The sequence below is a fragment of the Desulfovibrio sp. MES5 genome (genome assembly GCF_002237645.1).
Classification (GTDB): Bacteria; Desulfobacterota; Desulfovibrionia; order Desulfovibrionales; family Desulfovibrionaceae; genus Desulfovibrio.
In genome coordinates this window covers 252,462-277,204 of sequence record NZ_MJUZ01000011.1, presented here as the reverse complement: position 1 = coordinate 277,204, position 24,743 = coordinate 252,462, and the positions used below count along the sequence as shown (strand labels likewise).

Below are 24,743 nucleotides of genomic sequence, written 5' to 3'. Positions count from 1 at the left end.
TGCTCACAACAGGAGCAGTTGCAAATATGAAATTGCTCTTGCGCCAGGCCGTTTTCTGTGCGACTGATTGAGTGAACAGGCTCGATGCCCTAGCGCGCCTGCTTTTTGATAATAATTACTAATTTTTATAAAAACGCTTTACTTTGACCCTGACTTCTTACACAATATTATCGGTATCCGGGGCCAAGAAAGCGCATACGCTATTGTATGGCCCCCGCCCGGCAAGCCCGGGCGGCAAACTATATCAAGGCCGTAACGGCCTAAACGTCTGTGAGGAAACCATGCCCAAGCATCTGGAAGTTTATAAGTGCACCCACTGTGGCAATATTGTTGAAGTTCTGCACGGCGGCGGCGCGGACCTCGTCTGCTGTGGCGAACCAATGAAGCTTATGGTGGAGGGCGCCACTGACGGCGCCATGGAAAAGCATGTTCCCGTCATCGAAAAGGTTGACGGCGGCTATCTGGTGAAAGTGGGCAGCGTGCCTCACCCCATGGAAGAAAAGCACTGGATTGAGTGGATTGAACTGCTGGCCGACGGCAGAAGCTATACAAAGTTCCTCAAGCCCGGCGACGCGCCCGAGGCTTTCTTTGCCATCGACGCCTCCAAGGTGACCGCCCGCGAATTCTGCAATTTGCACGGCCACTGGAAGGCTGAAAACTAGGTTTCATAAACACGTTACCAAGCGCGGGATTCCGCGCCATTTCCCCAGGAGGATTTCAATGCAGAAGTATGTTTGCACCGTCTGTGGCTATGAATATGATCCCGCCGAACATGACAATGTGCCCTTTGACCAGCTGCCCGATGATTGGTGCTGCCCGGTTTGCGGGGTGAGTAAGGATCAGTTCAGCCCGGCCTAACCTCGATCTTTTACTGTATTTTCCCCCGCTTTGCCGCTGCTTGCGGTAAAGCGGGGCTTTTCGTAAATGGGAAGACCCATCATTCCGGAGAAAATAGATGCAACCTGTTGAAATTAAAAAAGACATCTTCTGGATAGGCTACGTGGACTACGACCACCGGGACTTCCACGGGTATTCCCGATCCCCGGATGGCTCCACGTACAACGCCTACCTTATTAAAGACGAAAAAAATGTGCTGATGGACACCGTGGCCTCTGGCTGCGAAGGCACCCTGCTGTGCCGCATGGCCAAGGTGCTGGATCCTGAAAAAATCGACTACGTCGTCTGCAACCACCTTGAACTCGACCACGCCGGATCTCTCGAGACCATCATGGAGCGGTGCAAGCCTGAGAAGCTTTTTGTTTCCCAGGCCGGGCTCAAATCGCTGGCGGGATACTTCGCCTGCAAGGATTGGCCTATCCAGGCCGTCAAAAGCGGCGACACCATCAGCCTGGGCAAGCGCACCATCGTTTTTCAGGAAACGCGCATGCTGCACTGGCCCGACAGCATGGTCTCGTACATTCCCGAAGAAAAGCTGCTCGTCAGCAATGATATTTTCGGCCAGAACATAGCGAGCTCGGCGCGCTTTGTGGACGACTTCGACGACGATGGCGAATACAAGCGCCGCGTCAAGGAGTACTACTACAATATCGTGCTGCCCTATTCGCCCATGGTGCTCAAGGCCCTGCCCATTTTGGAGCAACTTGACATCGACATGATAGCGCCCGACCACGGCCTCATCCACCGAGGCGAAAAGGCCGTCCGCGACATCATCGACATGTACCGCGCCATGGCCGAGCAAAAGCCGCAGCAGCGCGCGCTCATCTTTTATGACACCATGTGGCAATCCACGGAAACCATGGCCTACGCCATATGCAGCGGCCTGGAAGAAAATGGCGTTCCCACGCGCATCATGTCTGTCAAAAGCAACCACCACAGCGCCGTCATGACGGAGCTGGCAGACTGCGGGGCGGTGCTGGCGGGTTCCCCCACGCACAACAACACCATTCTGCCCCTGGTGGCCGCCCAGCTGACCTACATGAAAGGACTGCGCCCCTTAAACCGCATTGGCGGGGCGTTCGGCTCCTTCGGCTGGTCTGGCGAAGCTCCCAAGCAGTTGCAGGAGCATTTGACCAGCATGCATATGGACATGCCTGTGGAGCCTGTGAAATGCAGCTGGCGGCCCGACCGTGACGTTCTCAAGGCCTGCCACGACATGGGCAAGACCATTGCCGAGGCCCTTAAAAAGAAGTGCCAGGAAGGCTAAGCCCCTACCCGGCCTATTTTTGCAATGAACCGGCAAAAGCGCTGCTTTTGCCGGTTTTTTCTGTAAACAGTCCCCGCAGAGGGCCATACACTTTGGGATGATGCGCAGCCGGAAGACGCTGCTCCGGCTCCCCGCTTCTGGTCAAAACTCCTTGAGCCATGCCATACTGGAACATTTAGCATTTGAAATGCTCGCCTGCGGCAAGCAAAAGCCTCCGCCTACCCGCATTTCGTGGTAAGAATTTTCAGGAAGATCCTTGTATGCTCTGCAACAAGAGCTTTAGGGGTGGGCCGTGGGGAAGAGACCCTTTTGCAAATGGGGCTCTCCCCACGCCCCCACTCCCACACACAAAGCCTTTCAACGTAAAATTGCGTTTGTCTGGGGCTATACGCAAAAAGGCGGCGCAAGCAGTGCTTGCGCCGCCTTATATGAGCCCGGCCAAAAGTTATGCAAACCTTTGAAAACATGGTTCCCAAAGGCTGCACCGCGCGGCACGGCACATGGCCATGCTGGCAAACGTCATGTCCTTAGCATCAGCGGCAACAACGCCCTGCCCAAGACGATTCCGTCAGCGGATCAGGCAAACCCGCGAACAAGGGCGAAGCCGCACGCATCCTCTGCGGCGGGCGTCCGTTTGCGCGGACGCCCGGGCAGATCAACATAAAAGACTCTACAAGGCCGGAACAAAAACCAGGCTTACGGATGGCACTTGGACTTCGCGCAAGCGGTGAGGTCCTTCTTGAGGTCGGGCTTTTCGGTCACGACCTTGGTGTGACATTCCATGCAGTTGGTGTGCTTGAGTCCGGTCTTGGTATGGATCACGTAGTACAGGCTCTTCTCACCCTTTTTGCCCGTCAGGTCATCGTGACAGCCAGCGTTGCTGCACTTGGCAAAGCTTTCCTTGCCATCAACAGGGTGGTGACAGGTCACGCATTCCACCTTGGCATGAGGGGCATGGGGAAACATGACGGTTTTCTGGGAGCCTTTGAGCTCCAGGGGTTTGTCGGGCACAGCGGGGGCGGCCCAAGCGCTTACAGCAAAGAGCAGGGCCAACATACAGGTAAGAGCAAGAGATTTTTTCACGACAGTCCTCCATGGTAAAAAAAACAACACATGAGAATTGTTGCGAGCTTACGGCCAGCATGGCGGCGTGTCAATGGCCCCCGTGAAATACATTTTCAAGTTATTTGTCCGTTTGCGACTGCCTTTTGCGTGCATATCCTCTAGGTGTGAGCATATATGACCCAAGTGATCTACTTTCACTGTTGCCAATTATCAGCAGCGAAAGCATGTCCACCTGTGTTGCATCAAAGCTGTCCAACCTGTGCACGCTTACGCTCTGTTCAGGACGGTAAGCCTGACGCACCAGGCCCACCGGGCACTGCGGCTCGCGAAAACGGCGGGCCAGGTCCAGGGCGGCGTCCAGATGGCCTGGGCGGCCCTTGGACCGGGGATTATAGATAACGCAGACAAAATCAGCCTCAAGGGCCGCCGTAAGCCTTTTGACGATGGTTTCCCACGGCGTGAGCAGATCGCTCAGACTGATGCAGGCAAAATCGTGCGTCAGGGGAGCGCCCAGCAGGGCCGCGGCTGCGCATACGGCAGGCACCCCCGGCACAACGCCAAAGGGAACGACGCCCACGAGACTGCGGGATTCCAGCACTTCAAGGGCAAGTCCGGCAAGAGCATAAATGCCGGGGTCGCCCGAACAGACGAGAGCCGTGCTCTGCCCTGCAAGAGCGGCGGCAACTGCGGCCTCGCACCGTTCAGTTTCATGCCGCATGCCCGTGCTGATGCGCTGTTTGCCTTCAAGCAGCTCCGGCGGGACCAGATCCATATACAGATGATAGCCCGCAACGCATTGGGCCTGCTCCAGAACGGCGCGGGCCTGCGGCGTAAGGCAGTCGGGATGGCCGGGGCCAAGGCCCACCACGTGAAGGCTGGCAGCTTGAGTCATGACCTACTCTTTTTCAGTATCTTTTGCATGGGCAGCAACGGTATTTTTTGCTTCAGGGGCCAGAGCCACGGCAATGGTCAGCTGTGACTGATAAATGGCCTTGCACACCAGAAGCTGCGCTTCATTGACGTCGTTTTCCTTACTGGCGGCCAGCAGAGCCGCAGCCTCGCACACGCTGAACGGCGGCTGGCCGAAGCGCCGACCCGCAGCTTCGGAAGGATTGGGCACCGGGCAGCGGGCCAGGCGGGCGGAATCAAAGCCCAGAAGGGGCACATCGAGCCGAAAGGCAAGCTCGCGCAGGGCAGGCTCCTGCAATTTTTCTGTCACCGTGCCCAAGGCGGCTATGGCCTGCGGCTCCAGCCCGTGGAGTTCAAAAAATTCTCGCAAAGCCGCCAGCGCCATTCCCGAGGGCAAATCCTTGCGGCAGCCCAGCCCCACATACAGGCGCGGCACCGCCACACGCAGCAGCCCTTCAGAGAGCGGCAGGCGACGCCAGTGCGCAGCCAGACGGGGCGGCGCATGCGCTTCGCGCTTGGCTCCCATAAAGGATGGAGGCGGCACGGCCGCGTCACCCTCGCAGGCGACAGGCCTGAGCGAGGGATGCGCGGGCACGGCGTTGCAAGGGTCCCATACCTCCAGGCAGTCGCCCTCCAGCAGCGCGGCCTGCGCGCGCGGCAGGCGCTGCCAGTCCACAATGCGCAGCCCTGTTTCGCGCAAAAAAAGGTCAAGGGCCAAAGGATGGACGCCGCCATCATCGGGCTGGCTGTCGGCAGGCTCTGCGGCCTTTACGGTTTCAGCCGGAGCAGCATCCCCTTCAGCAGCGACATCAGAGGCCGTTGTGACGATCGGGATCGCCCGGAGCAGCTTGGCCACATGGCGGGCAAGTTCGTTGCCGCCGCCCCAGTGGCCGGAAAGAAGGCTGATGACAAAGCAGCCTGCCCCATCAAGCACCAGAACCGGCGGGTCTTCGCTTTTGTGTACAAGCAGGGGAGCCAGAGCGCGGACGGCAATGCCCGTGGCTCCTATAAAAATGTGCGCGCCGTGCTGCCTGTAGGTTGATGCAAGCAGTTCGCCCAGCCTTGTAAAAGCCTGCGCGTCAGTTGGACAAAAACGCTCTGGCGCGAATATCTGGCATTCCGCCAGGCGGCCCCCCTTGGGCACAGTCCAGGGCTTTCCGGCCAACAAAGATTTGAGCCGCCGCGCCAAAGGCAACGCAGCAGCGCTCAGGACATAGCAGGCAAGAGAATTTTTTTCAAAAACGGGGTGCACAAATGCCTCCGGCGGTCTGCCGCCGCACACGGCTTGAAGGGTGCGGCCTGTGGCATGAAAAAATGCACCGTGTGACGCAATGATCGCAGCCAGGAGTCTTTAGACCAGAGTACCTTTGAAATGCTTCATAGTTCAAAGGTGTTATACAGCCGAAAAATGCAATTTACGGTAGACGTTAGCGGGGCTTTGCCTCTTATGGATAGCGACAGTCATCAGCAGGCTGCCCGTTCAAGTAACGAATTGCTGTCTTCAAGCGTAGTTTCGCGGCAGCCGTTGCCCGAAGGGCTTGCCTGAACCGTTGACGGAACCGTCTTACGGGGCAGGACAGCATCGCTACGGATGGCGACAGCGATTGTATGGGACAAGCCGTGTCGTTACACATGCTGTCTTCAAGCATAGTTTCCTGCGTCACAATGCTTTAAGCCTGCGTCACAACGCTTTAATCATCCGTAGCTTGCTTCGCCACAGCAGGCAAGGTTCGGCTGAATCCACGCCACGCTGCGAGCGCTGCACTCTTGTGCAGCGCTCGAGCAGGCAACGTTATTTCAAATGTAACAGGCTCTAAAAAATGACCTTGCGGGCCGCGTCCAGAGTCTTGTTGAAGTCATCGTCCGTATGGGCGAACGACACCATGCCGGTTTCATAGCCTGAAGGCGCAAGGTAAATGCCCTGTGCCCGCATCTGCTTGTAAAACGAGGTGAAGAGCTTTTGGTCGCACTTTTGCGCGCTGGCGAAATCCGTCACTTCATGTTCGCTGAAATAGGGGCAGAACATTGAGGCCAGGGTCGGCATCTGCAGCGGAACGCCCTTGCCGGCAATGATGTCGCGCAGGCTGAAAGCGAACTTGCGCGTGCGGTCTTCAAGGGCGGCGTAGTCCGCCTTCCTGAGGATGGCGAGCGTGGCCAGGCCAGCGGCCATGGCCAGGGGATTGCCCGAAAGGGTGCCCGCCTGGTACACGCCGCCGCGTGGAGCGACAAGTTCCATATAACGGCGCTTGCCGCCAAAAGCCCCAACGGGCAGGCCGCCGCCGATAATCTTTCCAAAGGTGGTGAGGTCGGGATCAATCTTGAAGCGCGCCTGCGCCCCGCCCAATGCCGCGCGAAAACCCGTGATGACCTCGTCAAAAATGAGCAGGCTCTGGTACTGGTCGCAGATGGCGCGCAGCCCTTCAAGAAAGCCGGGCTTGGGCAGCACAAGGCCCATATTGGCGGCCACGGGCTCCACAATGATGGCGGCGATGCTTTCGCCGTGCTGGGCAAAACATTCCCTTACCGCTTCAAGATCATTGTACGGCGCAAGGAGAGTGTCGGCCACAACAGCCTGGGGCACGCCCGGCGTGCCGGGAATGGAGAAGGTGGCCAGCCCGGAACCGGCGGCCGCCAGGAAGGGGTCGGCATGCCCGTGATAGCAGCCCACAAATTTGAGCACCTTGTCGCGCTTGGTGACGGCGCGGGCCAGACGCAGGGCGCTCATGGTCGCCTCTGTGCCGGAATTGACCATGCGCACCATTTCAAGGCCGGGCATGGCGGCTACCACGGCTTCGGCCAGAGCCACTTCATCAGGGCAGGGAGCGCCATAGCTGGTGCCTCGATGGGCGGCGTCGCACACGGCGCGGGTGACTGAGGGTTCGTCATGACCAAGAATCATTGGCCCCCAGGAAAGCACAAAGTCGATATACTGGCGGCCATCGACGTCGGTCAGATGGCAACCGTGGGCTTCGGCGATAAACAGCGGGTGGCTGTCCACATTATGGCAGGCCCGCACGGGGCTGTTGACGCCGCCGGGAATGACCGCCTGGGCCTTTTCAAAAAGCTGACGCGAAATCGTATCCATTCTGGTCTCCTTCAGGCGAAGTACGTCATAGAAATTTTTTTCAGTTCCTTGAGGCTGCGCAGGATGGCGTGTTCCTTCAAGTCAGTCATCTTCATGATGTCTTCCACCACGCCCAGGCACTCGGCCTCGCTGCGCCCGTGAATCATCGTATACAGCTCATAGGGCCAGTCAGCGGCGGCGCTCGGACGGTAGTAGGCGTGCGAAATATGGTTGTGCTCGGCCACTTTGCGGCCACAGGACTCAACCTGTTCAGGCTTTACCTTCCAGGCGACCATGGCGTTGTGCGTCCAGCCGGTCTTCTGGTGCTTGATGCTTGCTCCAAAACGGCGGATGGCCCCGGATTCCTTGAGACGGCCAAGCAGCTCAAGCACCTGGGCTTCGCTCATTCCCGCCTGTTCCGCCAGATCGGCGTAAGGGGTGAGGCTGTCGGGCAGATTATCCTGCACAATGCGCAGAACCGCTTGTTCTTCTGGGCTGAATTGATGGCTCATGAACTCTCCGGAAAGAATGAAGAAGCCGCGCGGCAAATGGCGCGGCAGCCGGTCTGTGTCCGCTTACGTGGCGCTGACCCGGCCCGGAAAACCGGGCCGGGCGAAAAACAATTTTAGCGCGTGAAAGAACGGGCAAAAAGATTCTGAATGGCTACGCGGCCATTATCCTCAAGAAAACGCGTACCCGTGGCGGCAAAGTGCGCAAACTCGATGGTGGGATTTTCCACCTGCACCCATTTGTCTTTCTGCCAGGCAAGCCAGGCATTACGGGGCTGGTCAAACACCAGCAGGGGTTTGTTGCAGATTTTGGCAAATTCAGCGCCCCATCCGGTTCCACCCTTGACCGTGCCGTCCGGCTGCACAGCGCCCACCACGATAACCTGCTCGCCGCTGCTGACCTGCCAGCATATGGACTGCAAAACCTTGCGGAACAGAGGCGCGCGCGTATACTCGCGGTTCATGAGGCGCGAAACATAGGTAAGGCTCACATCCTTCAGGGCCAGTTCCTCAGAGGTCAGCACACGTACACCCCGCGTGCGTTCGGTCTGATGTCCCTCAAAGCCGTAGTTCACTTCTTCCATGCCCCAGCTTTCAGCAAGAGCGCCGAAAAACTGTTCGGTTCCGGCGGCGCCGCCGCTGTAAAGCACACATTGTTTGGGGTTGAGCATGCTGCCTCCTCAAGGATTGTTGCGCCGGGCAAGATTGCAGTTGGTGATCTGTTGATCCGGCGGAAGCGTCATGCCCCATAATGGCAAAAATTACAGCGCTCGGCAAGGCGGCCCGGCCAAAGAAATGGCAACTGCGTCTGGCGTCAGATCGCATAATGCAGGCATAACCGCCGCATTTGGGCAGTGCAGGTAAAGCAGGCGGCAAGCAATAGGTCAGAAGATTTTCAGCGTTGAGGATCGAACGACAGCGAGCGCGGTCGGTCGTCCCATGCGGAAGGCGCAGCGCAGCCGCAGGCATTACCCAGAGAGCCTATGGATACTTGCGGCGCTGTGCTGCGGGAAAGCCCGATTGCTGCAAAACTTGTGAGCCCGTGGCGCACGGGAAATGGCAGCGCGCGTGCGAACGATTCGGCGTGTTCCGCAAGCGTCGCTGTTCTTGAAAAGCACGCCATGCGCAACCCGTCATTTTTATCGCATAAAAGCGCTGTCTGTTATCGGGCGGGCATGCGAACGTCATGCAGGAAGGCATGCTGGCGGGCATGCGCACCGGATACCGGCAGAGTCACGCGCCCAGACGGAGCGCCTCCCCTTACGCATGTTCCCCCTCAAAGGAAATTTGTCGCAACAAGCAACCAACCCTGCATGCGAATACACCGCGCGCAAGCCCCACAAGGCATAGTGCGGCAGTGCAAGGCTGTCGCACTGAAATGCTCCGCAGCAGCGCGAGAGGCATAAACAAGAGCGTAAGTGCCAGTGGCGGCGCTAAATGCACTTACAGCAAAGCGTGAACGCCGGTGACGGCATGTGAGACACCTGCAGCGGAGCGTGCATGTCAGGTCGGCGCGAGAGGCGCGCGCAACGATGGCGTGAACGCCGTGCCTATGTCCGGAAATATGTGGGAGGACAAGCAGACAGGCGCACGGGCAGGCGCACGGGCAGGCACTCGGATAGACGTATGTACGCTCCAGAGCGGCGTCTTCAATCGTTGAGACTACCCTTTCCCCCAATATTTTGCGTTAGAGCGTGCAGACGAGAAAGTGCACAAATCAAGAGAGGCCCTAACGACCAGGTCAGGCCGAAAGGATTGAAGGCAGGCAGACGTGCTGGAGCCTCAAGCGCCCCGGACACTGCGAGCGGGCTCGTCAAACCCATGAAGGGGCAAACCATTCAGGGAGTTGCCGGGCCCGCACATAAAGTGAACCCCTAAACTGCTCCGCGCGGGCAAGCCTGTGCCGATGGCACAGGGCCTTGACGGAAAGACTGCAACCGAACAAAAAACGCCCCGGTTACAGGGGCGTTAAGGTCCGTTGCCTAGTCCTAGTAACGGGGCTGGCGAGGAGCCCTGGGTTTGGCTTCGTTGACGCGCAGCGTGCGACCACCAAAGCTGAAGTTGTCAAGAGCTTCAATGGCGGAATCGGCTTCGCCGTCTTCCATTTCCACAAAGCCAAAGCCACGGGCACGGCCGGTATCCCTGTCGCTAACGAGTTTCACGGACAGAACGCTGCCGTATTCGGCAAAAAGATCCTGAACTTGTTCTTCAGTAGCGGACCAGGGAAGGTTCCCGACATAAATGGACTTGGACATGAAACACCCTCACAAAAAAAACAATCTTCCCGCGCTCCCATCCAGTAAAACGTATTACCGGTACGCGGCCCATGCAAATCATGGAAACACGCTTTTTCGAGCTTGTCAACGAAAGTACAAAAAAAAGTTGGCATTGCGCGCTTTTTGCGTGATAAATTCCGTGACTCAAGGAAATTACTGGAAGTTTTCTAAAAAAGATGTTCAATCTTGACGCATCGTTAAGCCGATGATGCGTCTGCAACATCCGGCACTCCGCCCTATGCCTTAAGGCACTGCTGCATTCAAATCAGAGCAATTACATTGGATACCGTTCCTTAAATGCAGCAGAAACACATATTGTGCGGATAAACAGCCCTGCACAATGCTTTTTTTATGCACCTGTAACGCGCTAATAAATTGCAGAAATATTGTGTGAAAATATGCGCAATGTCAGTAAATGCTTTTGTCGGCCTGCGCCGACGCAAATTCCGACTCATTAACTCTTGCTTATCCACAACAATCAGGTCAGTCATGCTGCCGCAAGCTCTTTCGGGGAAGGTCAGGGGAGTGACGCGACAAACACCACGCAGCCTGGAGCAATGCCGGGCGCACGAGCGCACACCAAGCAAAGCCATACGTCAGCACTGAACATAGCCTCATTGAACTACATTTTTTTATGACTCTGCGCTCCGCCCGCGCTCCCATACGCCTTGCCGATCATATTCTGCCACTGGCAAGCGCCAGATGCTTACAATACCCGATGATATGTTGCCCGCAACGGCACAAGGGCCCGACCGAGCGCATGCCGTGGTCAGAGCCCGGTGAATCCCGGCTGGAACTTGAGAGCTAAAAAACGATGGGAGAGGGTTGGCGCAAGTCAGATTTGATACGGCCAGATTTTATACGGCCAGCTTTGAGCATGCCCAGCATTGAGAGCGCGTGCCCTGAAAGGAGCCCGCGCTAAAACTGGTTCAGGCAGGGGGTTTCTCTACCTAATGGCGCTATAAATAAAGATTTTAGGGGGAGGGGGCGTGGGGGAGCAGACCCTTTTTCAAAAGGGTCTGCTCCCCCACAAAAAATTCTAGCCCGCAGGGATGCTAGCCGCCTTCAGACGGGGGCGGCGACCAGTCGGGGGCCATGTCTTCAAAGGAGGTATAGGGCGACATGTACATGAGTTCGGCAACGCCCACGGGGCCGTTACGCTGCTTGCCGATGATGATTTCGGCCACGCCCTGTGGCGGACGCTCGGCGGGTTTGACGAACTTGTACACGTCGTCGCGGTAGACAAACATGATTACGTCGGCGTCCTGCTCAATAGCGCCGGATTCGCGCAAGTCCGAAAGCATGGGCCTTTTGTCGCTGCGCTCTTCGACCTTGCGGTTGAGCTGCGAAAGAGCGACCACAGGAACCTGCATTTCCTTGGCAAGCCCCTTGAGGGAGCGCGAGATGTCCGAAATTTCCAGTTCGCGTGAATCTGTGCGGCGGCTGGTGCGCATGAGCTGCAGATAGTCCACCACCACCATGCCCAGGCCCTTGTCCGCCTTGAGGCGACGGGCGCGGGCGCGCAGTTCGAGAGTGGTCAGGGCGGGCGTATCGTCAATAAATATGGGTGCGCGGGCTACCACGTCCGCAGCGGTGTACAGGCGCTGCCAGTCTTCGTCCGTGAGCATGGACGGGCGGCGCAGCTTGGAAAGGTCCACCTTGCCCCACACGGCCAGCATGCGCTGCATGAGCTGCTCCTTGCTCATTTCCAGCGAGAATACGGCAACGGGCACATTCTGGCGCACAGCTGCGTGCAGCGCCATGCACATAGAAAACGCCGTCTTGCCCATACTGGGGCGAGCCGCCACGATGATGAGGTCCGAAGCCTGAAGCCCGGCAGTGAGCTTGTCCAGCCGGGTGTAGCCGGTGGTGACGCCGGTGATGACGTCCTTGGCATCGGCCAGGCGGGACAGGTTGTCAAAAACCTTGTCCAGCAGTTCGCGCGTGGGGGTGAAGTCGCGCCCAGAAGTGCGCTGCGAAATGGCGAAAACGGCCTGCTCCGACTCGTCGAGCAGGGTTCCCACTTCAAGGGAGGCGTCATAACAGTTGGTGATAATGCCCGAGCAGGCTTCAATAAGGCCGCGCTGCAAGGCTTTGTCGCGCACGATGGTGGCGTAGTATTCAGCATTGGCTCCGGACACGACGGCCTGGGCCAGATCGCCAAGGTAGACGGCGCCGCCAGCCTCTTCAAGGGCGCTGCGGCTCTTCAGCATTTCTGCCGTGGACAGCAAATCTATGGGCGCGGACTTGCGGTAAAGCTCAAGAAAGGCGTTGTAGATGGTGACGTGGGCTGGCAGGTAAAAATCTTCAGCCGCCAGCTGGTCCACAATGGAGTGCATGAGTTGGGGCCGCATAAGCACGCCGCCAAGAACGGCCTGCTCCGATTCCACGCTGTGGGGCGGCACACGCCGCAGCAGATCGGCCTCAGCCCTGTCCGCAGCGCTGCCCTGGCTGCCCTGGCGGCCCTTGAAGCCGCCCTGCCCCTGCTGTCCGCCTCTTGAGCCACGGCCAGCGCCGCTCTGCCCAAAAGGCGCGCCCCCGGCCTCGGGGCCGGGGGCGGAGCCATGATCACCGTGGGAAACCACTATATCCCCTATTCGGAGGCCTCGGCTTCTTCAGCAGGAGCTGCAGGAGCGGGCTCTTCTTCAAAGGACTGGTGGTCGGACACGACCTTCACCGGAACCACTGCGACAACGCTGGGGTGCAGGCGGATGCGCACCGGGTGTTCACCCAGGGTGCGGATAGGAGCGTCCATAAGAATGCGACGGCGGTCGACATCCACACCAAGGGCGGCGATAGCGTCGCCGATGATGGTGGTGGTGACGGAACCGTACAGCTTGTCATTGTCGCCCACGTGCATGGTGATAACCACTTCAAGGGCTTCAAGACGGGCCTGCATTTCCTGAGCTTCGCCGCGCAGGGAATCCATGCGGGCCTGGAGCTTTTTGCGCTCCTGCTCAAAAACTTTCAGATTGGCCTGCGAGGCCACCATGGCCAGGCCCTGGGGCAACAAAAAGTTGCGGCCATAACCGGCTTTGACTTCAACCACATCACCAAGACTGCCGAGGTTTTCTACGTCGGCGCGAAGTATCAGTTTCATATGCGCCTCCTAGATGTTGCTCTTTTTCTTGACGCCGGAATCGTGCGTAGCGGTGTAGATGAGCAGGGCCATCTGACGGGCACGCTTGATTTCACGGGTCAACAGGCGCTGGTGGTGCGCGCAGGTGCCAGTAATACGACGGGCGATGATCTTGCCGCGCTCGGTGATGAAGTCGCGCAGGATATCAGGACGCTTGTAATTCAGGGGCAGGTCTTTGTCTGCGCAGAAGCGGCAGAACTTGCGACGAGGGGCAAATTTTTTCTTGAACGCCATTTATGCAACCTCCCCGGCCACTTCATCGGCCAGCTTGACGGTCACAAACTTGAAGATGCCGTCAGTCATGCGAATGTTGCGTTCCAGTTCGGCCACGAGGGTAGCCGGGCTCTGGTACACGAGACGCACATAGTAACCGCGCATCAGTTTGCGCACCGGGTAGGCGAGATCGCGCATGCCCCAGTTGTCCACTTCTTCCATGGCGCCCTTTTCACGCTCGATAACCGCAGTGAGGGTGTTTATAATGCCCTCGCGGTTTTCGGCGGAAAGCTCCGGTGAAAGGAGCAGCAGGGTTTCAAATTTCCGCATTGTGGTTCTCCTTTTGGATTGGCAGCCCGCACACACGGGTGCGAGCAAGGAACGAGATGTATACTGCCCGGCATGCGCGCTGTCAAGCCCCGGCGGCGAAGACGGCCACCGGACGCTGCGGGCAGGCTCAAAGCCCGGCGCTGCGGGAAAACTCAAGGCAGGACGCTGCGGGCAGGCTCAAAGCCGGGCGCAAGTCGGGCAAGGTTTATGGAAAAGGACAGGCGCAGCGGGAGGGTTTTTCGGCCAGCAGGCAAAAATCGTTATTGATCCAGTCGCGCAGAACCGCCACGCCGTCTTCATCCACCCTGTCCCACGCGCCGTGACCGCTGCCATCTGTCTGCCACACCTGAACAAAACGCAGACGAAGCGAAAGCCGCCGCAGGGTGCCGCTGTGCAGACTTTCCACACAGTGACAGACCACAGGCGCTACGCAACGCTTGCGCCCCGGCCCGCTGAGCACGATGCAAAGCAGCATTTGCGTTCCCGTAAGTCTGCGGTAGCGTTCGTTCTCTTCCACTTCTTCAACTTCAATGCGCGCCCCGCTGGCGGAGACATTGATAAGCTTCAGCCGTGAAGCCTCGCCCGCTCTGAAAGTAAAGTCCGCAGACCCCAGTTCGCGCCAGTGCTTGGGCAATTTGCCCCGCAGCCACAAATCCACGGTCTTCACCATACCCGTCGAGGGAAAGACCCTCTCGTGCTTGCGCAGGCTGCGCTGCACATAGGCGTGGGGTATGGGGACCTCAATTTCGCAAAAGCGCTTTTCGGGTTCCAGATGATTATGGATAATGCGGGTCTTGCACAAAAAACCGGCCCGCGCCTGACCGGGCGACATCTTGAATGTATTGACGAGAAACGTGCGGGGAAGATTGAAATACAGCAGACACTGCTCGCCGTTGAGCGCGTCCGGCAAAAACTTGGTGGCGGACATGAGCCGAAGGCTTTTTTCATTCAGCGCCATGATGCGGCAGTAGACGTTGTCCATCTGACGGTTGCGGTCAGTGAACAGCACTTCCACACAGACATGGTGCGCCATGGCCGCGCGCAACAAGGCCATAACCGAGACCTTGTGCGCCGGGGCGTTCTTCTGGCCGGAAAGACGCATAAAGCGGCTAAAAAAAAGCATTCTCCGTCCTCGCGAAGGGAACTCCCCATAGCTTGTGCAATGTGAACTCCGTATGCCTACGGATATTTGCTTGTGTATGCAGTTATTCGATTTCTGTCAAACAATCTCCGCCTGCGCCAGGCTGCCGGTTCCGTACGTACAGCACTTTCCAGGCGCTGACCAGCCCCCCCGCGTACTCCCGCGTGACCCGCAGCAACCGCCCGCGCGCAACCGCGCCAGCCGGTCGCCGCAACCCGCCAGCCCCTTGCATCTGACGCCGCTTGCATATAGTGTGCGCGGCATGTCTGATTCCATCTTTACCATAGAACACAGGGACGGGGCCGCCCGGGCAGGACTCCTGCGCACGGCTCACGGCGTCATCCCCACGCCCATCTTTATGCCCGTGGGCACAGTGGGTTCGGTCAAGGCCATTGCGCCCGACGATCTGGCGGCCATCGGCGCGCCTGTCATCCTGGGGAACACCTACCACCTGTACCTGCGGCCCGGCGACGAGCTTGTGGCCCGGCGGGGCGGTCTGCACGAATTCGCCTCCTGGCCCGGCGCCATTCTTACGGACAGCGGCGGCTTTCAGGTCTTCAGCCTCAGTTCCCTGCGCAAAATCCGCGAAGAAGGGGTGGAGTTCCGCTCCCATCTTGACGGGTCACGCCACTTGTTCACGCCGGAAAAGGTGCTGCAAATCCAGCGCAATCTCAATTCGGACATCATGATGGTGCTGGACGAGTGCGTGCCCTTTGGCGCGGACTACGACTATACCGCCAAATCCCTGGCCCTTACCACGCGCTGGGCGCAGCGCGCCAGAGCCGCCTACCCGGCGGGCACGGCGCACAATCTGCTGTTCGGCATTACGCAGGGCGGCTTTCACAAGGACCTGCGCAAACGCTCGGTTGAAGAGCTCTGCGGCATTGATTTTGACGGTTTTGCCATCGGCGGCCTTTCAGTGGGCGAACCCAAGGCGCAGATGTACGACCTGCTCTACCACACCGCTCCCCTGCTGCCCCAGCACAAGCCCCGCTACCTCATGGGCGTCGGCACCCCCCTGGATATCGCCAATGGCATCAACGCCGGGGTGGACATGTTCGACTGCGTGCTGCCGACCCGCAATGCCCGCAACGGCACGCTCTACACCTCGCAGGGCAAGATCAACATCCGGCGCAAGCAGTTTGCCGAAGACGACGGCCCCCTGGACCCCAACTGCAATTGCTACACCTGCCGCACCTTTTCGCGCGCCTATCTGCGGCATTTGTACGCCAGCCAGGAGCTGCTGTCCTTCCGACTCAACTCCCTGCACAACCTGACCTATTTTCTCGACCTTGCCCGCAACGCGCGGCAGGCCATTGTGCAAGGACGCTATACCGATTTTCTGGCGGGCATCGAAGCCCTGTACCCCGACGAAGCGGCCAGGGCCGCCGAGGGCGCGTAATCCGGGAGAAAGACCTGGGTGAAAGGCTTTGTGTGTGGGGGGACCCTTTTGCAAAAGGGTCCCCCCACACGCCCCCTCCCCCTAAAACTCTCATTGTGGAAACGCTGATTTATTTCGTTTGGCGGCGTTGCTTCACTTTTTTTGAAACAGTCGAGGACGGAAGAGTCCACTCCTGCTTAAAAAAGATCGCGCTTGCCAAACAAAATAACTGCGCGTTTCCAGGAGGCTCTTTAATCAGGCTTCCTTGCAGTTACGTAGCGCACCAGACAGTGCCGTCACGAGACAGAGCCTTCCGGCACCACGCCATTTCAAAGCGCATCTGCCCTCGCCTGCGCCCAGGCCCCGGACCTTCCTTTGCTCCTTGCGCCCTCCTGTGGCATACTTCCCGCGAAACATCTTCGGCGCGCCCCGGCACGCCGGAATTCCTGCGGGACAGCCAGCACGAGGTCACAATGCAATCCAGCCACCGGTATTCCTTCACATCTTCCACTGCCAGCAATCCCCTGAGCCTGCGGGGCATGGTCACAAGCCCCCACTATCTGGCCTCCCAGGCGGGGCGCGACATCCTGCGCAAGGGCGGCACCGCCGTGGATGCGGCCATTGCCGCAGCCGCCGTGCTTTCTGTGGTCTACCCCCACATGTGCGGCCTCGGCGGCGACAACTTCTGGCTCATCTATGATGCGGCCACGCAGAACCTGCGCTCGCTCAACGGCAGCGGCCGGGCGGCGCAGGCGGCCACCGCCGCCCTCTACGCAGAGCGCGGCCACAAGACCGTGCCCACGCGCGGCCCGCTGGCGGCGCTGACCGTTCCGGGCGCTGTGTCCGGCTGGGGCGCGGCTTTTGCGCACAGCAAAAAAACCATGGCCTCGCCCCTGAACTGGGCCGACGTGCTGGCCCCGGCGCAGGAACACGCATCCTACGGGTTTGCCGTGTCCCATTCCCTGGCAAACGGGCTGGCCCTGGTGAGCAGCGGCAGGCCGAACTACAGCCTGCATCAGTCCGAAGACTTCCGCAGCCTGTACTTTACGCCCGAAGGACACCCGCCGGGCTTTGGCGCTGTCATGCGCCAGCCGCAACTGGCCGAAACCCTGGCCCGACTGGCTGCCAACGGCCCCGAAGAATTTTATGAAGGCCGCACGGCGCGGGCCATCATAAGCGCCATGCAACGTCAGGGCGGCCTGCTCACGCACAAGGACCTCGGCAGCCACACTGCTGACTGGACCGACCCCTTGCGGGTGGACTACAGGGGCTATACGGCCTGCACGCCGCCGCCCAACTGTCAGGGGCTGGCCACACTGGAAATTCTTAATATCCTTAATCAAATGGACATAGACATTCTGGGCGAGGGCACTGCCGACTACTACCACGTCATGGCTGAAGCCACCCGCGAAGCCTTCATCGACCGCCAGCACTATCTGACGGACCCCGATTTTGCCGACATCCCCACGCAACGCCTGCTTTCACCGGAACACGGCCAGCAGCAGGCGGCGCGCATCCACATGGACCGGCGCGGGGACGCCCTGCCCCCCCTGCCCCCCGGCGGCGACACCATCTGGCTTGGCGTTGTGGATGCGGCTGGCAACGCGGTGTCGCTCATACAAAGCATCTATCATGAATTCGGTTCGGGCGTGGTGGCGGACGGCGCGGGCTTTGTGCTGCAAAACAGGGGCTGCGCCTTTGCCCTTGACCCGGGACACGTCAACTGCCTGCTGCCGGGCAAACGCACCCTGCATACCCTGACGCCCGCCATGCTGCTCAAGGACGGGCAGCCTCACCTTGTGTACGGCAGCATGGGCGGCGACGGCCAGCCGCAGACCATCGCGGCCATGACCACGCGCATTGTGGATTTTGGCATGAGCCCGCAGGACGCCGTCAACGCGCCGCGCTGGCTGCTGGGCCGAAGCTGGGGCGAAGAGTGCAATGACCTCAAGCTTGAGGGACGCATCTCTGAAAGCGTCGCGCAGGAGTTGACCCGGCGCGGGCATGTGGTGCGGCGCATGGACGACTTCACGGAACTGATGGGACACGCCGGGGCCATACTGCGGCGGCCCAACGGCGTCTGGCAGGGAGCCTCGGACCCGCGCGGCGACGGCCAGGTGGCGGCCCTTTAACTATAGCGGCTGTCAGGCTGAAAGACTTTGTGGGGGAGGGACCCTTTTGCAAAAGGGTCTCCTCCCCCACGCCCCCTCCCCCTAAAACCTTTATTTCTTAGAGTTCAAAGAGTTTGCTAATCTGAAGTGGGAATATTGGAAACAGCGCCTTTCAACCAGCACGCCATCTGCATTCACAAAAATTTTGGGCATGGCCGCCGCAGAGGCGCAAGCGCTATTTATTTGCGCGGTTACGCGCCGAAGCGGGTGTCTTGTAAGCATTGAGAATGGATATTCTCAATGCGAAAATGCTATAAGGCGTAGCAAATCCAGAAAAAAGCGGCTAACCGCAGGTTCTGACCTGAGGTTAGCCGCTTTTTGCAACGTTTAGCGAGCAGTTACACGGACACGCTGTGCCTGCGCCTTCACTGTGAGCGCCTGCGCACGCAGCCGCTGAGCAATGTTACCGTGAAGCTCCCCAGACAGTGTTGTCGCGAGATGAATTTCCAGTCATATCATTGAGAACGAGTCTTTTATGCAGGGAGTGTACTCTGACGGTACTCGACCGGAATAAAGGGCGACGTTCGACGCAGAAATACCTGGAAAGGCGCTCGTGACGGCACTGTTCAGTTTATCCAGCTGCTGAGCGCATCCACAATCTTGCGGGCCTGCTCCGCGCTGGAAATGGTGAACTTGGACTGCTGGCGGTACTCGCCGCCGGACTTTTTGTACCGACGGATAACATACACATCCGGGCCAAAGTCGTCCTTTTCAGGCTGCCACTGCTGGTAGCGGAAGAGTATGGTCGTCCACAGCCCCTTGCTCAGCACAACCTTGTCCAGTTCATTTACAATGATCTGGCCGTTTTCTTCAAACTGAACTGTAAGATCGTCAATGGTTTCGTTCAAAATGCATTCTCCCTGCGGGGACTTGTGAGCGCTCGCCTGACCGAGCAAAATTATCCGGCATAATTTGCCAGCAGACCACGTATATCTTCAGGAAGCTGCGGCGGGGTCAGTACCATTTCCGCCGGGCCGGGGCCGTATTTGCTGGCGACAATCGCTCCCGCTGCGGACAGAGCCATCAACCGTTCCGTCATGGTGAGCTCCTGTCCGGCTGCCAGTTTGTTGCCAAGTATGGTCAGAACATTTTCACTCAAGCTCAGCGGACTCACTGTACTGAATTCCATAGGCCGCCTCCTCAACTTTTGTTGTGGATGCTACATTTTTCGCCCCGGCATCGCAAGGGGCGGGCATTTACTGCCGCAGCAGCATAAGCGCATAGCGTTCAACAGGGGCAAAGTCGTCCGTAAGGGGCGGCGTGTCAAAGACCAGCGGGCCCGTAAGACGGGTAGCCAGCATGGCGGCCATGCCCGCGTCGGCCTTTGCGCCCGCGCCTTCTGCCGTCGCCGCCGCCCTGGCAGTGCCCGCCCTTTTTTCAGGAAAGGCCACAACCATGAGGTTCTGCACTTCATCCGGCCTGTCGGGCCGGGACACGCAGTACACCTGCACTTCCGCAAAGGCTGCGGACAAAGCCCCGTAGATGCCCTGAAACAGGCGTCCGTCCTCGCCGTTCACAGCGGAGATGACGTTCATGAGCAGAGCCCCCCCCGGCGCAACGGCCCGCCGCAAGGCCCGCGCCGCTTCCACCGTGCCCATCTGGAAGGGGACCGCGTAGTGCGAGTTGAACACGTCCACAAAAACAAGATCATACTGCCCCTGCTGCCGGTTCAAAAAGGCCCTGGCGTCCTCGTGTTGCACAGTAAGACGCGCGTCGTCCTTGAGCCCGAACCAGCGGCGGGCTGTTTCAGTCATGGCCGGGTCAATCTCCACCACGGTCATGCGCACCTCATCAGGCGCTGCCAGGGCCGACTTGCCCGCCAGAATCCACTTGGGCACGGAATAGCCGCCCCCGCCGAGCATAAGCACGGAGCGGGCCTGGGGCACAAAGCGCGGGCCAAGGGCATAAAAGCGCGTGTACTGAAAATAAAGTTCCGCCGGGTCGTCCAGATACATGCCCGACTGGCTGTAGCCGGGGTCGGTGGCCATCAGCCGGACGGCGCGGCCCCCCTCGCCCCAGTCCATGCCTTCATAGACGCGGATGCTGTTATAGGGGCTTTCCACAAGCCGCACCCCTCCCCTGCCTTCCTGCCAGCTTCCGTACATGCCGTTCATGACCGCGCCAATCAGGCACAGGGCCAGCAAGGCAGCGCGAAGCTTGCCGCCGCGCGCCGCGTTGCACAGGGAAAGCGCCATCATGCACACGGCCACGCCCCAGAGGATGCTGCCGCTGCCGAAAAAGGAAATAAGCACAAAGCCGCCCAGAAAGGTGCCCAGAATGCTGCCCGCCGTGGACAGGGCGTACAGCCGCCCCACCGTGGCCCCGGCAGTGTCGACGCTGCCGATGCGCAGACGGATGGCATAGGGGCTTATGGCCCCGAAAAAGAAGGCGGGCAGGGCAAAAATGCCCACTGCGGCGGCCACGGCGGCCACATACAGATTGCCGATGCCCTCTGTGACCCACTGACCCACCAGCGAGTGGCACAGGGCCGTAAGCGCGCAGCCAAGACCGGCTCCGGCCAGGGCCAGGGCCAGGCCCCGGCGCGACAGATGCCTGTCGGCCATGCGCCCGCCCGCCCACGCTCCCAGAGCGAGGCAAGCCAGCACTACGCCGATAAGGCTTGTCCAGACTATGGCCGAGGTGCCCACATAGGGGGCCAGCACGCGCGCGCCCACCATTTCCAGCACCATAACCAGCGCGCCGCTAAAAAAAACCGTCAGTTCCAGCATGGTGATCCTTTTGGGGTCCAGCCCATGGCGGTTGGGGCGAAGCTCCGGGAGTGCGGCACGAACCGCGCAAGCGACGCTTCCCCACAGTCATAATCCAGAGCAGATCAACCTTGAAAACGCAATGTTTCAAGGCGTATAACTGCCAAGCATGCCTATCCGCAAAGCGAACAGGCAATGCCCGAGAATTGGCAGCGCCCGGCTGCCCGCACAAGCGCCGGAGCCGCTTCATTGGCCGGAGCTGTTACATTGGCCGGAGCCGTTGCCGTAAAAACTCCGAACAGTCGCCAGTCCTGCCAAATCCTGCGGCTGCGCCGGTGGCGTTCCTATTCTTCGCGCCGGGAGGCAAAAAAACCGCGCAGCAGTTCCGCGCATTCCTCCGCGCGCACGCCGCCCATATGCCAGAGGCTGTGATTGGCGCTCTGCGCGTCAAAATACTCGGCACGCGAGACGACGGCCCCGGCCTGCGAATCCGCCGCCCCGTAAACCACCCCGGCAAGGCGGGCATGGATGCAGGCTGCGGCGCACATGGCGCAGGGCTCAAGGGTGACAACCAGCACGCAACCGCCAAGCCGGTAATTGCCAGTAACACGCCCGGCCTGGCGCAGGGCCAGAATCTCGGCATGGGCCGTGGGATCGTGCAGGCCCACAGGGGCGTTGCCCTCCTCCGCCAGCACGGCGCCGTCGGGGGCCGCAATAACCGCGCCCACGGGTATTTCTCCGGCGGCAGCGGCCAGTCGGGCGCGCTCCAGCGCCCGCCCCATGAGGCTTTCCCAGCTATGCCCCGGCGGCGCGGGGGGCACAGGCCCGGCTGGCGCAAAAACGCGAACTCCCCCAACACCGGAGGCCGGGCCGCCGGAATGGGGGGAGAAGGGGTCTGATGCGTGCCGCCTCATGCAGCGTCCTAAAGAATAACGATTTTGCGCAGATGACTGGCCACTTCTTCAGGCGTGTCGCACACGGTGATGAGCCGGTCAATTTCCTTTTCCCGGATAAAGCCGCGCGCGGCCATGTTCTTGCGCAGCCATTCCACCATGCCGCTCCAGAAGCTGGAATCGTACAGCACGATGGGGAAGGCGCGCGTACGCCCGGTCTGGGCCAGCACAAAGGCTTCGGAGAGTTCGTCAATGGTGCCCATGCCGCCAGGCATGACCACATAGGCCATGGCGTATTTGACGAACATGAATTTGCGTATGAAAAAATAGCGGAAGTTACAGCGGGTTTTCACATACGGGTTGCAGCCCTGCTCATGCGGCAGGTGGATGTGCAGCCCGATGGACTCGCCGCCAGCGTCAAAAGCGCCCTTGTTGGCCGCTTCCATCACGCCGGGGCCGCCCCCGGTGATGATGCCGAAACCGGATTCGACCAGCAGCCGGGAAATTTTTTCGGCGTCCTGGTATTCCTGCGTGTCAGGCGTGCTGCGGGCCGAGCCGAAGATGGATATGCAATTGACCTTGAGGGCGTTGAGGGTGTCCAGAGCTTCCACCATTTCGGCCATGATGCGGAAGGTACGCCAGGACTCGGTGGTGACAGAAGCAAGATCGTCCACAATATTTTGTTGCAGTTCAGGCATGGATTCTCCTTAGGGTATCTTCCGTGGCTTCCGGAAAAAACAGACGCAAAAAAACGTCAGCAACGGCTGGTTGCCGCGGCGTTGTCGGCCCTCCGGCGGAAGCGCGTAAATGGGCCGGGGGCTTGCTGCCGCCCGGCGAACCAGAGTGGCAGTATATGTGGGCGGCGCAGTAAAGGCAATGCACAGTCCACAGTACGTGGAAAACCGGGCCAGGACCACGTCAGGCGGCAGACGGCGCAGGCTTGACGCTGCGCGCCCCAAGCGGCTATGGAAAAAAGTCCCCAACGCTCCTGCGGCCATTGCATGACAGCCCGCACGGCGTTTTACGCGCCGCGCCCTGTACAGCACCGGGTTTGCGGCAAAGGGGCACGTCAGACGGAAAACAGCAGCCTGCCTGCCCTCCGCCGCGACGGACTTTGCGGCTGCTTCTGGCCGTCACTTCTTATCGGAGGCCACGATGAAGGTTCAACTTCTGGGCGCGGCACAAACCGTGACCGGTTCCTGCTACATGATTGAGGCGTGCGGCAAGCGATTTTGCATCGACTGCGGCATGCACCAGGGCAACAAGGCCATTGAGGCGCGCAACCGGGAAACTGAAGTCTACCGCCCCACAGATATTGACTTCATCCTCATCACCCACGCCCATATCGACCATTCGGGCCTGCTGCCCAGGCTGGTGCGCGAGGGGTTCACAAACCCCGTATACTGCACCAAAGCCACAAGTGAGCTGCTGGACCTCATGCTGCAGGACAGCGCCCATATTCAGGAAATGGAAGCCCAGTGGGAAGCCAAAAAATACATGCGGCGCGGGCTGAAAAATCCCCCCGCAGCTCTCTACACCGTGGCGGACGCGCAAAAAGCCGTCACCCTCTTTTCCTCGGTGGACTACCACAAGACCTTTGAGCCTGCCCCCGGCATCACCGTCACCTACTACGACGCCGGCCATATCCTCGGCTCCGGCTCCCTGCGCATCGAAGCCGCCGAAAACGGCAAGACCACCAGCCTCATCTTTTCGGGCGACATCGGCCGCCCGCAGTCTCTTATCGTGCGCAGCCCCGAAAATCCGCCCCAGGCCGACTATGTGTTTATGGAGTCCACCTACGGCGACCGTGACCACAAAGATGAAGACGTCAGCGATCAGGAACTGGCCGACGCCATCGCCTACAGCTACGGCAAGGGCGAAAAAGTCATCATTCCCGCCTTTGCCGTGGAACGCACCCAGGAGGTGCTGTACTGCCTGCATGTGCTCAACAAAAAGGGCCAGTTGCCCGCAGACATGCCCGTGTATGTGGACAGCCCCCTGGCCATCCGCGCCACCGAAGTCTTTGAGCGCAACCGCGAGCTTTTTGACGACGCCGCGCAAAAGATGCTCAATAACGGCGACAACCCCTTCTCCCTGCCCAACCTGCGCTACACGCTGTCAGTGGCGGAATCGCAGGCCATCAACGACTACAAGGGCCCGGCCATCATCATTTCGGCCAGCGGCATGTGCAACGCGGGCCGTATACGCCACCACCTGCGCCACAATATCTGGAAGCCCGGCGCAAGCATCGTCTTTGTGGGCTACCAGGCCGTAGGCACTCCGGGCCGCAAAATTGTTGAAAAAGCCAAAAAAATAACCCTGTTCGGCGAAGATATGGACGTAGCCGCCCGTATTTTCACCATCAACGGTTTTTCAGGCCATGCCGGGCAAAGCCAGCTTCTTGCATGGCTGGCTCCTCTGGTGCACAACTGCGCCCAGGTGGTGCTGACCCACGGCGAATCCAAGGCCCAGGAAACCCTGGCCGGGCTCATACATGAACGCTTTGCCGTCACGCCCCACATAGCTTCCTACCTTGAGGAAATGACTCTGGTGGGTTGCGAGGTTGCCGAAACCATCACGCACGAGACCAAGGCCCACCCCAAGGTGGACTGGAATTTCCTTACCGACGAGGTGGAACGCAAGTGGGGCATGTTCAAGGGCAAGCTGGCCGATGTGGAGGCCCGCCCCTGGGTGGAGCAGACCGATCTGCAGGAAGCTTTGGAAAAAATGGACTACGCCCTCACGCGCCTTATCTCGCGCATGTAGGCATATGGGAGTAT

23 protein-coding genes are annotated in these 24,743 nt (G+C 59.6%); 6 read left to right on the top strand and 17 right to left on the bottom strand.

Going from position 1 to position 24,743, the window contains the following annotated elements:
* The first annotated feature begins 281 nt into the window (after window positions 1-281).
* From BCS36_RS04540 to BCS36_RS04530, 3 genes are all read left to right on the top strand, one after another.
* Window positions 282-662, top strand: a complete 381-nt coding sequence (locus tag BCS36_RS04540; protein ID WP_291301718.1) for a desulfoferrodoxin — start codon at window positions 282-284, stop codon at window positions 660-662.
* 58 nt (window positions 663-720) lie between these two features.
* Entirely contained in the window at window positions 721-858 is a 138-nt protein-coding gene (locus BCS36_RS04535; protein ID WP_179979990.1) for a rubredoxin, read from the top strand.
* 97 nt (window positions 859-955) lie between these two features.
* On the top strand, window positions 956-2,164 hold the full coding sequence (locus BCS36_RS04530; RefSeq protein WP_291301717.1) for an FprA family A-type flavoprotein: 1,209 nt from the start codon (window positions 956-958) through the stop codon (window positions 2,162-2,164).
* A 696-nt stretch (window positions 2,165-2,860) separates the two neighbouring features.
* Here BCS36_RS04530 and BCS36_RS04525 read toward each other — a convergent pair.
* The 12 genes from BCS36_RS04525 to BCS36_RS04470 form a co-directional block, all read right to left on the bottom strand.
* Entirely contained in the window at window positions 2,861-3,247 is a 387-nt protein-coding gene (locus BCS36_RS04525) for a cytochrome c3 family protein (protein ID WP_291301716.1), read from the bottom strand.
* 100 nt (window positions 3,248-3,347) lie between these two features.
* On the bottom strand, window positions 3,348-4,121 hold the full coding sequence (gene cobJ, locus BCS36_RS04520; protein ID WP_291301715.1) for a precorrin-3B C(17)-methyltransferase: 774 nt from the start codon (window positions 4,119-4,121) through the stop codon (window positions 3,348-3,350).
* A 3-nt stretch (window positions 4,122-4,124) separates the two neighbouring features.
* Complete coding sequence (locus tag BCS36_RS04515; protein WP_291301714.1) at window positions 4,125-5,390, bottom strand: cobalamin biosynthesis protein; 1,266 nt, start codon at window positions 5,388-5,390, stop codon at window positions 4,125-4,127.
* A gap of 561 nt (window positions 5,391-5,951) precedes the next feature.
* Window positions 5,952-7,223: a glutamate-1-semialdehyde 2,1-aminomutase gene (hemL, locus tag BCS36_RS04510; RefSeq protein ID WP_291301713.1), complete on the bottom strand. Its 1,272-nt coding sequence runs from the start codon at window positions 7,221-7,223 to the stop codon at window positions 5,952-5,954.
* Window positions 7,224-7,234: 11 nt separating this feature from the next.
* Entirely contained in the window at window positions 7,235-7,714 is a 480-nt protein-coding gene (locus tag BCS36_RS04505) for a siroheme decarboxylase subunit beta (protein ID WP_291301712.1), read from the bottom strand.
* 113 nt (window positions 7,715-7,827) lie between these two features.
* Entirely contained in the window at window positions 7,828-8,382 is a 555-nt protein-coding gene (locus tag BCS36_RS04500; protein WP_291301711.1) for a hypothetical protein, read from the bottom strand.
* Window positions 8,383-9,699: 1,317 nt separating this feature from the next.
* Complete coding sequence (locus tag BCS36_RS04495; protein WP_022659825.1) at window positions 9,700-9,966, bottom strand: RNA-binding protein; 267 nt, start codon at window positions 9,964-9,966, stop codon at window positions 9,700-9,702.
* Between the two features lie 1,076 nt (window positions 9,967-11,042).
* The gene (dnaB, locus tag BCS36_RS04490) at window positions 11,043-12,401 is read right to left on the bottom strand and encodes a replicative DNA helicase (protein WP_367209193.1); all 1,359 of its coding nucleotides are present in this window, start codon (window positions 12,399-12,401) and stop codon (window positions 11,043-11,045) included.
* Between the two features lie 179 nt (window positions 12,402-12,580).
* The gene (gene rplI, locus BCS36_RS04485) at window positions 12,581-13,087 is read right to left on the bottom strand and encodes a 50S ribosomal protein L9 (RefSeq protein ID WP_291301709.1); all 507 of its coding nucleotides are present in this window, start codon (window positions 13,085-13,087) and stop codon (window positions 12,581-12,583) included.
* Between the two features lie 9 nt (window positions 13,088-13,096).
* Entirely contained in the window at window positions 13,097-13,360 is a 264-nt protein-coding gene (gene rpsR / locus BCS36_RS04480; RefSeq protein ID WP_179979999.1) for a 30S ribosomal protein S18, read from the bottom strand.
* Window positions 13,361-13,669, bottom strand: a complete 309-nt coding sequence (gene rpsF / locus BCS36_RS04475; RefSeq protein WP_291301708.1) for a 30S ribosomal protein S6 — start codon at window positions 13,667-13,669, stop codon at window positions 13,361-13,363. It lies immediately after the preceding gene.
* 205 nt (window positions 13,670-13,874) lie between these two features.
* A complete protein-coding gene (locus BCS36_RS04470; RefSeq protein WP_291301707.1) occupies window positions 13,875-14,792 on the bottom strand; it encodes a hypothetical protein in 918 nt (305 codons plus the stop codon).
* A gap of 280 nt (window positions 14,793-15,072) precedes the next feature.
* On the opposite strand from BCS36_RS04470, the gene tgt reads away from it, so the two are divergent.
* Window positions 15,073-16,212, top strand: coding sequence for a tRNA guanosine(34) transglycosylase Tgt (tgt, locus tag BCS36_RS04465; RefSeq protein ID WP_291301706.1), 1,140 nt, complete (start codon window positions 15,073-15,075; stop codon window positions 16,210-16,212).
* 452 nt (window positions 16,213-16,664) lie between these two features.
* Window positions 16,665-18,323: a gamma-glutamyltransferase gene (gene ggt / locus BCS36_RS04460; RefSeq protein ID WP_291301705.1), complete on the top strand. Its 1,659-nt coding sequence runs from the start codon at window positions 16,665-16,667 to the stop codon at window positions 18,321-18,323.
* A 605-nt stretch (window positions 18,324-18,928) separates the two neighbouring features.
* On the opposite strand, the gene BCS36_RS04455 is transcribed toward ggt, so the two are convergent.
* The 5 genes from BCS36_RS04455 to BCS36_RS04435 all read right to left on the bottom strand — a co-directional run bounded on the left by BCS36_RS04455 (window position 18,929) and on the right by BCS36_RS04435 (window position 22,661).
* Window positions 18,929-19,210 carry a hypothetical protein gene (locus BCS36_RS04455; protein WP_179980004.1) on the bottom strand — a complete coding sequence of 94 codons (282 nt, stop codon included), beginning with the start codon at window positions 19,208-19,210 and terminating at the stop codon, window positions 18,929-18,931.
* A gap of 50 nt (window positions 19,211-19,260) precedes the next feature.
* On the bottom strand, window positions 19,261-19,491 hold the full coding sequence (locus BCS36_RS04450; RefSeq protein WP_291301704.1) for a hypothetical protein: 231 nt from the start codon (window positions 19,489-19,491) through the stop codon (window positions 19,261-19,263).
* A gap of 67 nt (window positions 19,492-19,558) precedes the next feature.
* Window positions 19,559-21,091: a fused MFS/spermidine synthase gene (locus BCS36_RS04445; RefSeq protein ID WP_291301703.1), complete on the bottom strand. Its 1,533-nt coding sequence runs from the start codon at window positions 21,089-21,091 to the stop codon at window positions 19,559-19,561.
* A gap of 323 nt (window positions 21,092-21,414) precedes the next feature.
* The gene (locus tag BCS36_RS04440; RefSeq protein ID WP_367209185.1) at window positions 21,415-21,984 is read right to left on the bottom strand and encodes a nucleoside deaminase; all 570 of its coding nucleotides are present in this window, start codon (window positions 21,982-21,984) and stop codon (window positions 21,415-21,417) included.
* Between the two features lie 8 nt (window positions 21,985-21,992).
* Window positions 21,993-22,661 (bottom strand): TIGR00730 family Rossman fold protein, encoded by a 669-nt coding sequence (locus BCS36_RS04435; RefSeq protein ID WP_291301702.1) that lies wholly within the window; start codon window positions 22,659-22,661, stop codon window positions 21,993-21,995.
* Window positions 22,662-23,118: 457 nt separating this feature from the next.
* Here BCS36_RS04435 and BCS36_RS04430 point away from each other — a divergent pair, with 457 nt between their 5' ends.
* Entirely contained in the window at window positions 23,119-24,729 is a 1,611-nt protein-coding gene (locus BCS36_RS04430; protein WP_291301701.1) for an MBL fold metallo-hydrolase, read from the top strand.
* Window positions 24,730-24,743: the final 14 nt, after the last annotated feature.

Excerpts from the sequence above, each read along its gene's own strand:
- BCS36_RS04540 (WP_291301718.1), top strand. The coding sequence starts at position 282 with ATGCCCAAGCATCTGGAAGTTTATAAGTGCACCCACTGTGGCAATATT.
- BCS36_RS04535 (WP_179979990.1), top strand. The coding sequence starts at position 721 with ATGCAGAAGTATGTTTGCACCGTCTGTGGCTATGAATATGATCCCGCC.
- BCS36_RS04530 (WP_291301717.1), top strand. The coding sequence starts at position 956 with ATGCAACCTGTTGAAATTAAAAAAGACATCTTCTGGATAGGCTACGTG.
- cobJ (WP_291301715.1), bottom strand. The coding sequence starts at position 4,121 with ATGACTCAAGCTGCCAGCCTTCACGTGGTGGGCCTTGGCCCCGGCCAT.
- hemL (WP_291301713.1), bottom strand. The coding sequence starts at position 7,223 with ATGGATACGATTTCGCGTCAGCTTTTTGAAAAGGCCCAGGCGGTCATT.
- BCS36_RS04505 (WP_291301712.1), bottom strand. The coding sequence starts at position 7,714 with ATGAGCCATCAATTCAGCCCAGAAGAACAAGCGGTTCTGCGCATTGTG.
- BCS36_RS04500 (WP_291301711.1), bottom strand. The coding sequence starts at position 8,382 with ATGCTCAACCCCAAACAATGTGTGCTTTACAGCGGCGGCGCCGCCGGA.
- BCS36_RS04495 (WP_022659825.1), bottom strand. The coding sequence starts at position 9,966 with ATGTCCAAGTCCATTTATGTCGGGAACCTTCCCTGGTCCGCTACTGAA.
- rplI (WP_291301709.1), bottom strand. The coding sequence starts at position 13,087 with ATGAAACTGATACTTCGCGCCGACGTAGAAAACCTCGGCAGTCTTGGT.
- rpsR (WP_179979999.1), bottom strand. The coding sequence starts at position 13,360 with ATGGCGTTCAAGAAAAAATTTGCCCCTCGTCGCAAGTTCTGCCGCTTC.
- rpsF (WP_291301708.1), bottom strand. The coding sequence starts at position 13,669 with ATGCGGAAATTTGAAACCCTGCTGCTCCTTTCACCGGAGCTTTCCGCC.
- BCS36_RS04470 (WP_291301707.1), bottom strand. The coding sequence starts at position 14,792 with ATGCTTTTTTTTAGCCGCTTTATGCGTCTTTCCGGCCAGAAGAACGCC.
- tgt (WP_291301706.1), top strand. The coding sequence starts at position 15,073 with ATGTCTGATTCCATCTTTACCATAGAACACAGGGACGGGGCCGCCCGG.
- ggt (WP_291301705.1), top strand. The coding sequence starts at position 16,665 with ATGCAATCCAGCCACCGGTATTCCTTCACATCTTCCACTGCCAGCAAT.
- BCS36_RS04450 (WP_291301704.1), bottom strand. The coding sequence starts at position 19,491 with ATGGAATTCAGTACAGTGAGTCCGCTGAGCTTGAGTGAAAATGTTCTG.
- BCS36_RS04445 (WP_291301703.1), bottom strand. The coding sequence starts at position 21,091 with ATGCTGGAACTGACGGTTTTTTTTAGCGGCGCGCTGGTTATGGTGCTG.
- BCS36_RS04440 (WP_367209185.1), bottom strand. The coding sequence starts at position 21,984 with ATGAGGCGGCACGCATCAGACCCCTTCTCCCCCCATTCCGGCGGCCCG.
- BCS36_RS04435 (WP_291301702.1), bottom strand. The coding sequence starts at position 22,661 with ATGCCTGAACTGCAACAAAATATTGTGGACGATCTTGCTTCTGTCACC.
- BCS36_RS04430 (WP_291301701.1), top strand. The coding sequence starts at position 23,119 with ATGAAGGTTCAACTTCTGGGCGCGGCACAAACCGTGACCGGTTCCTGC.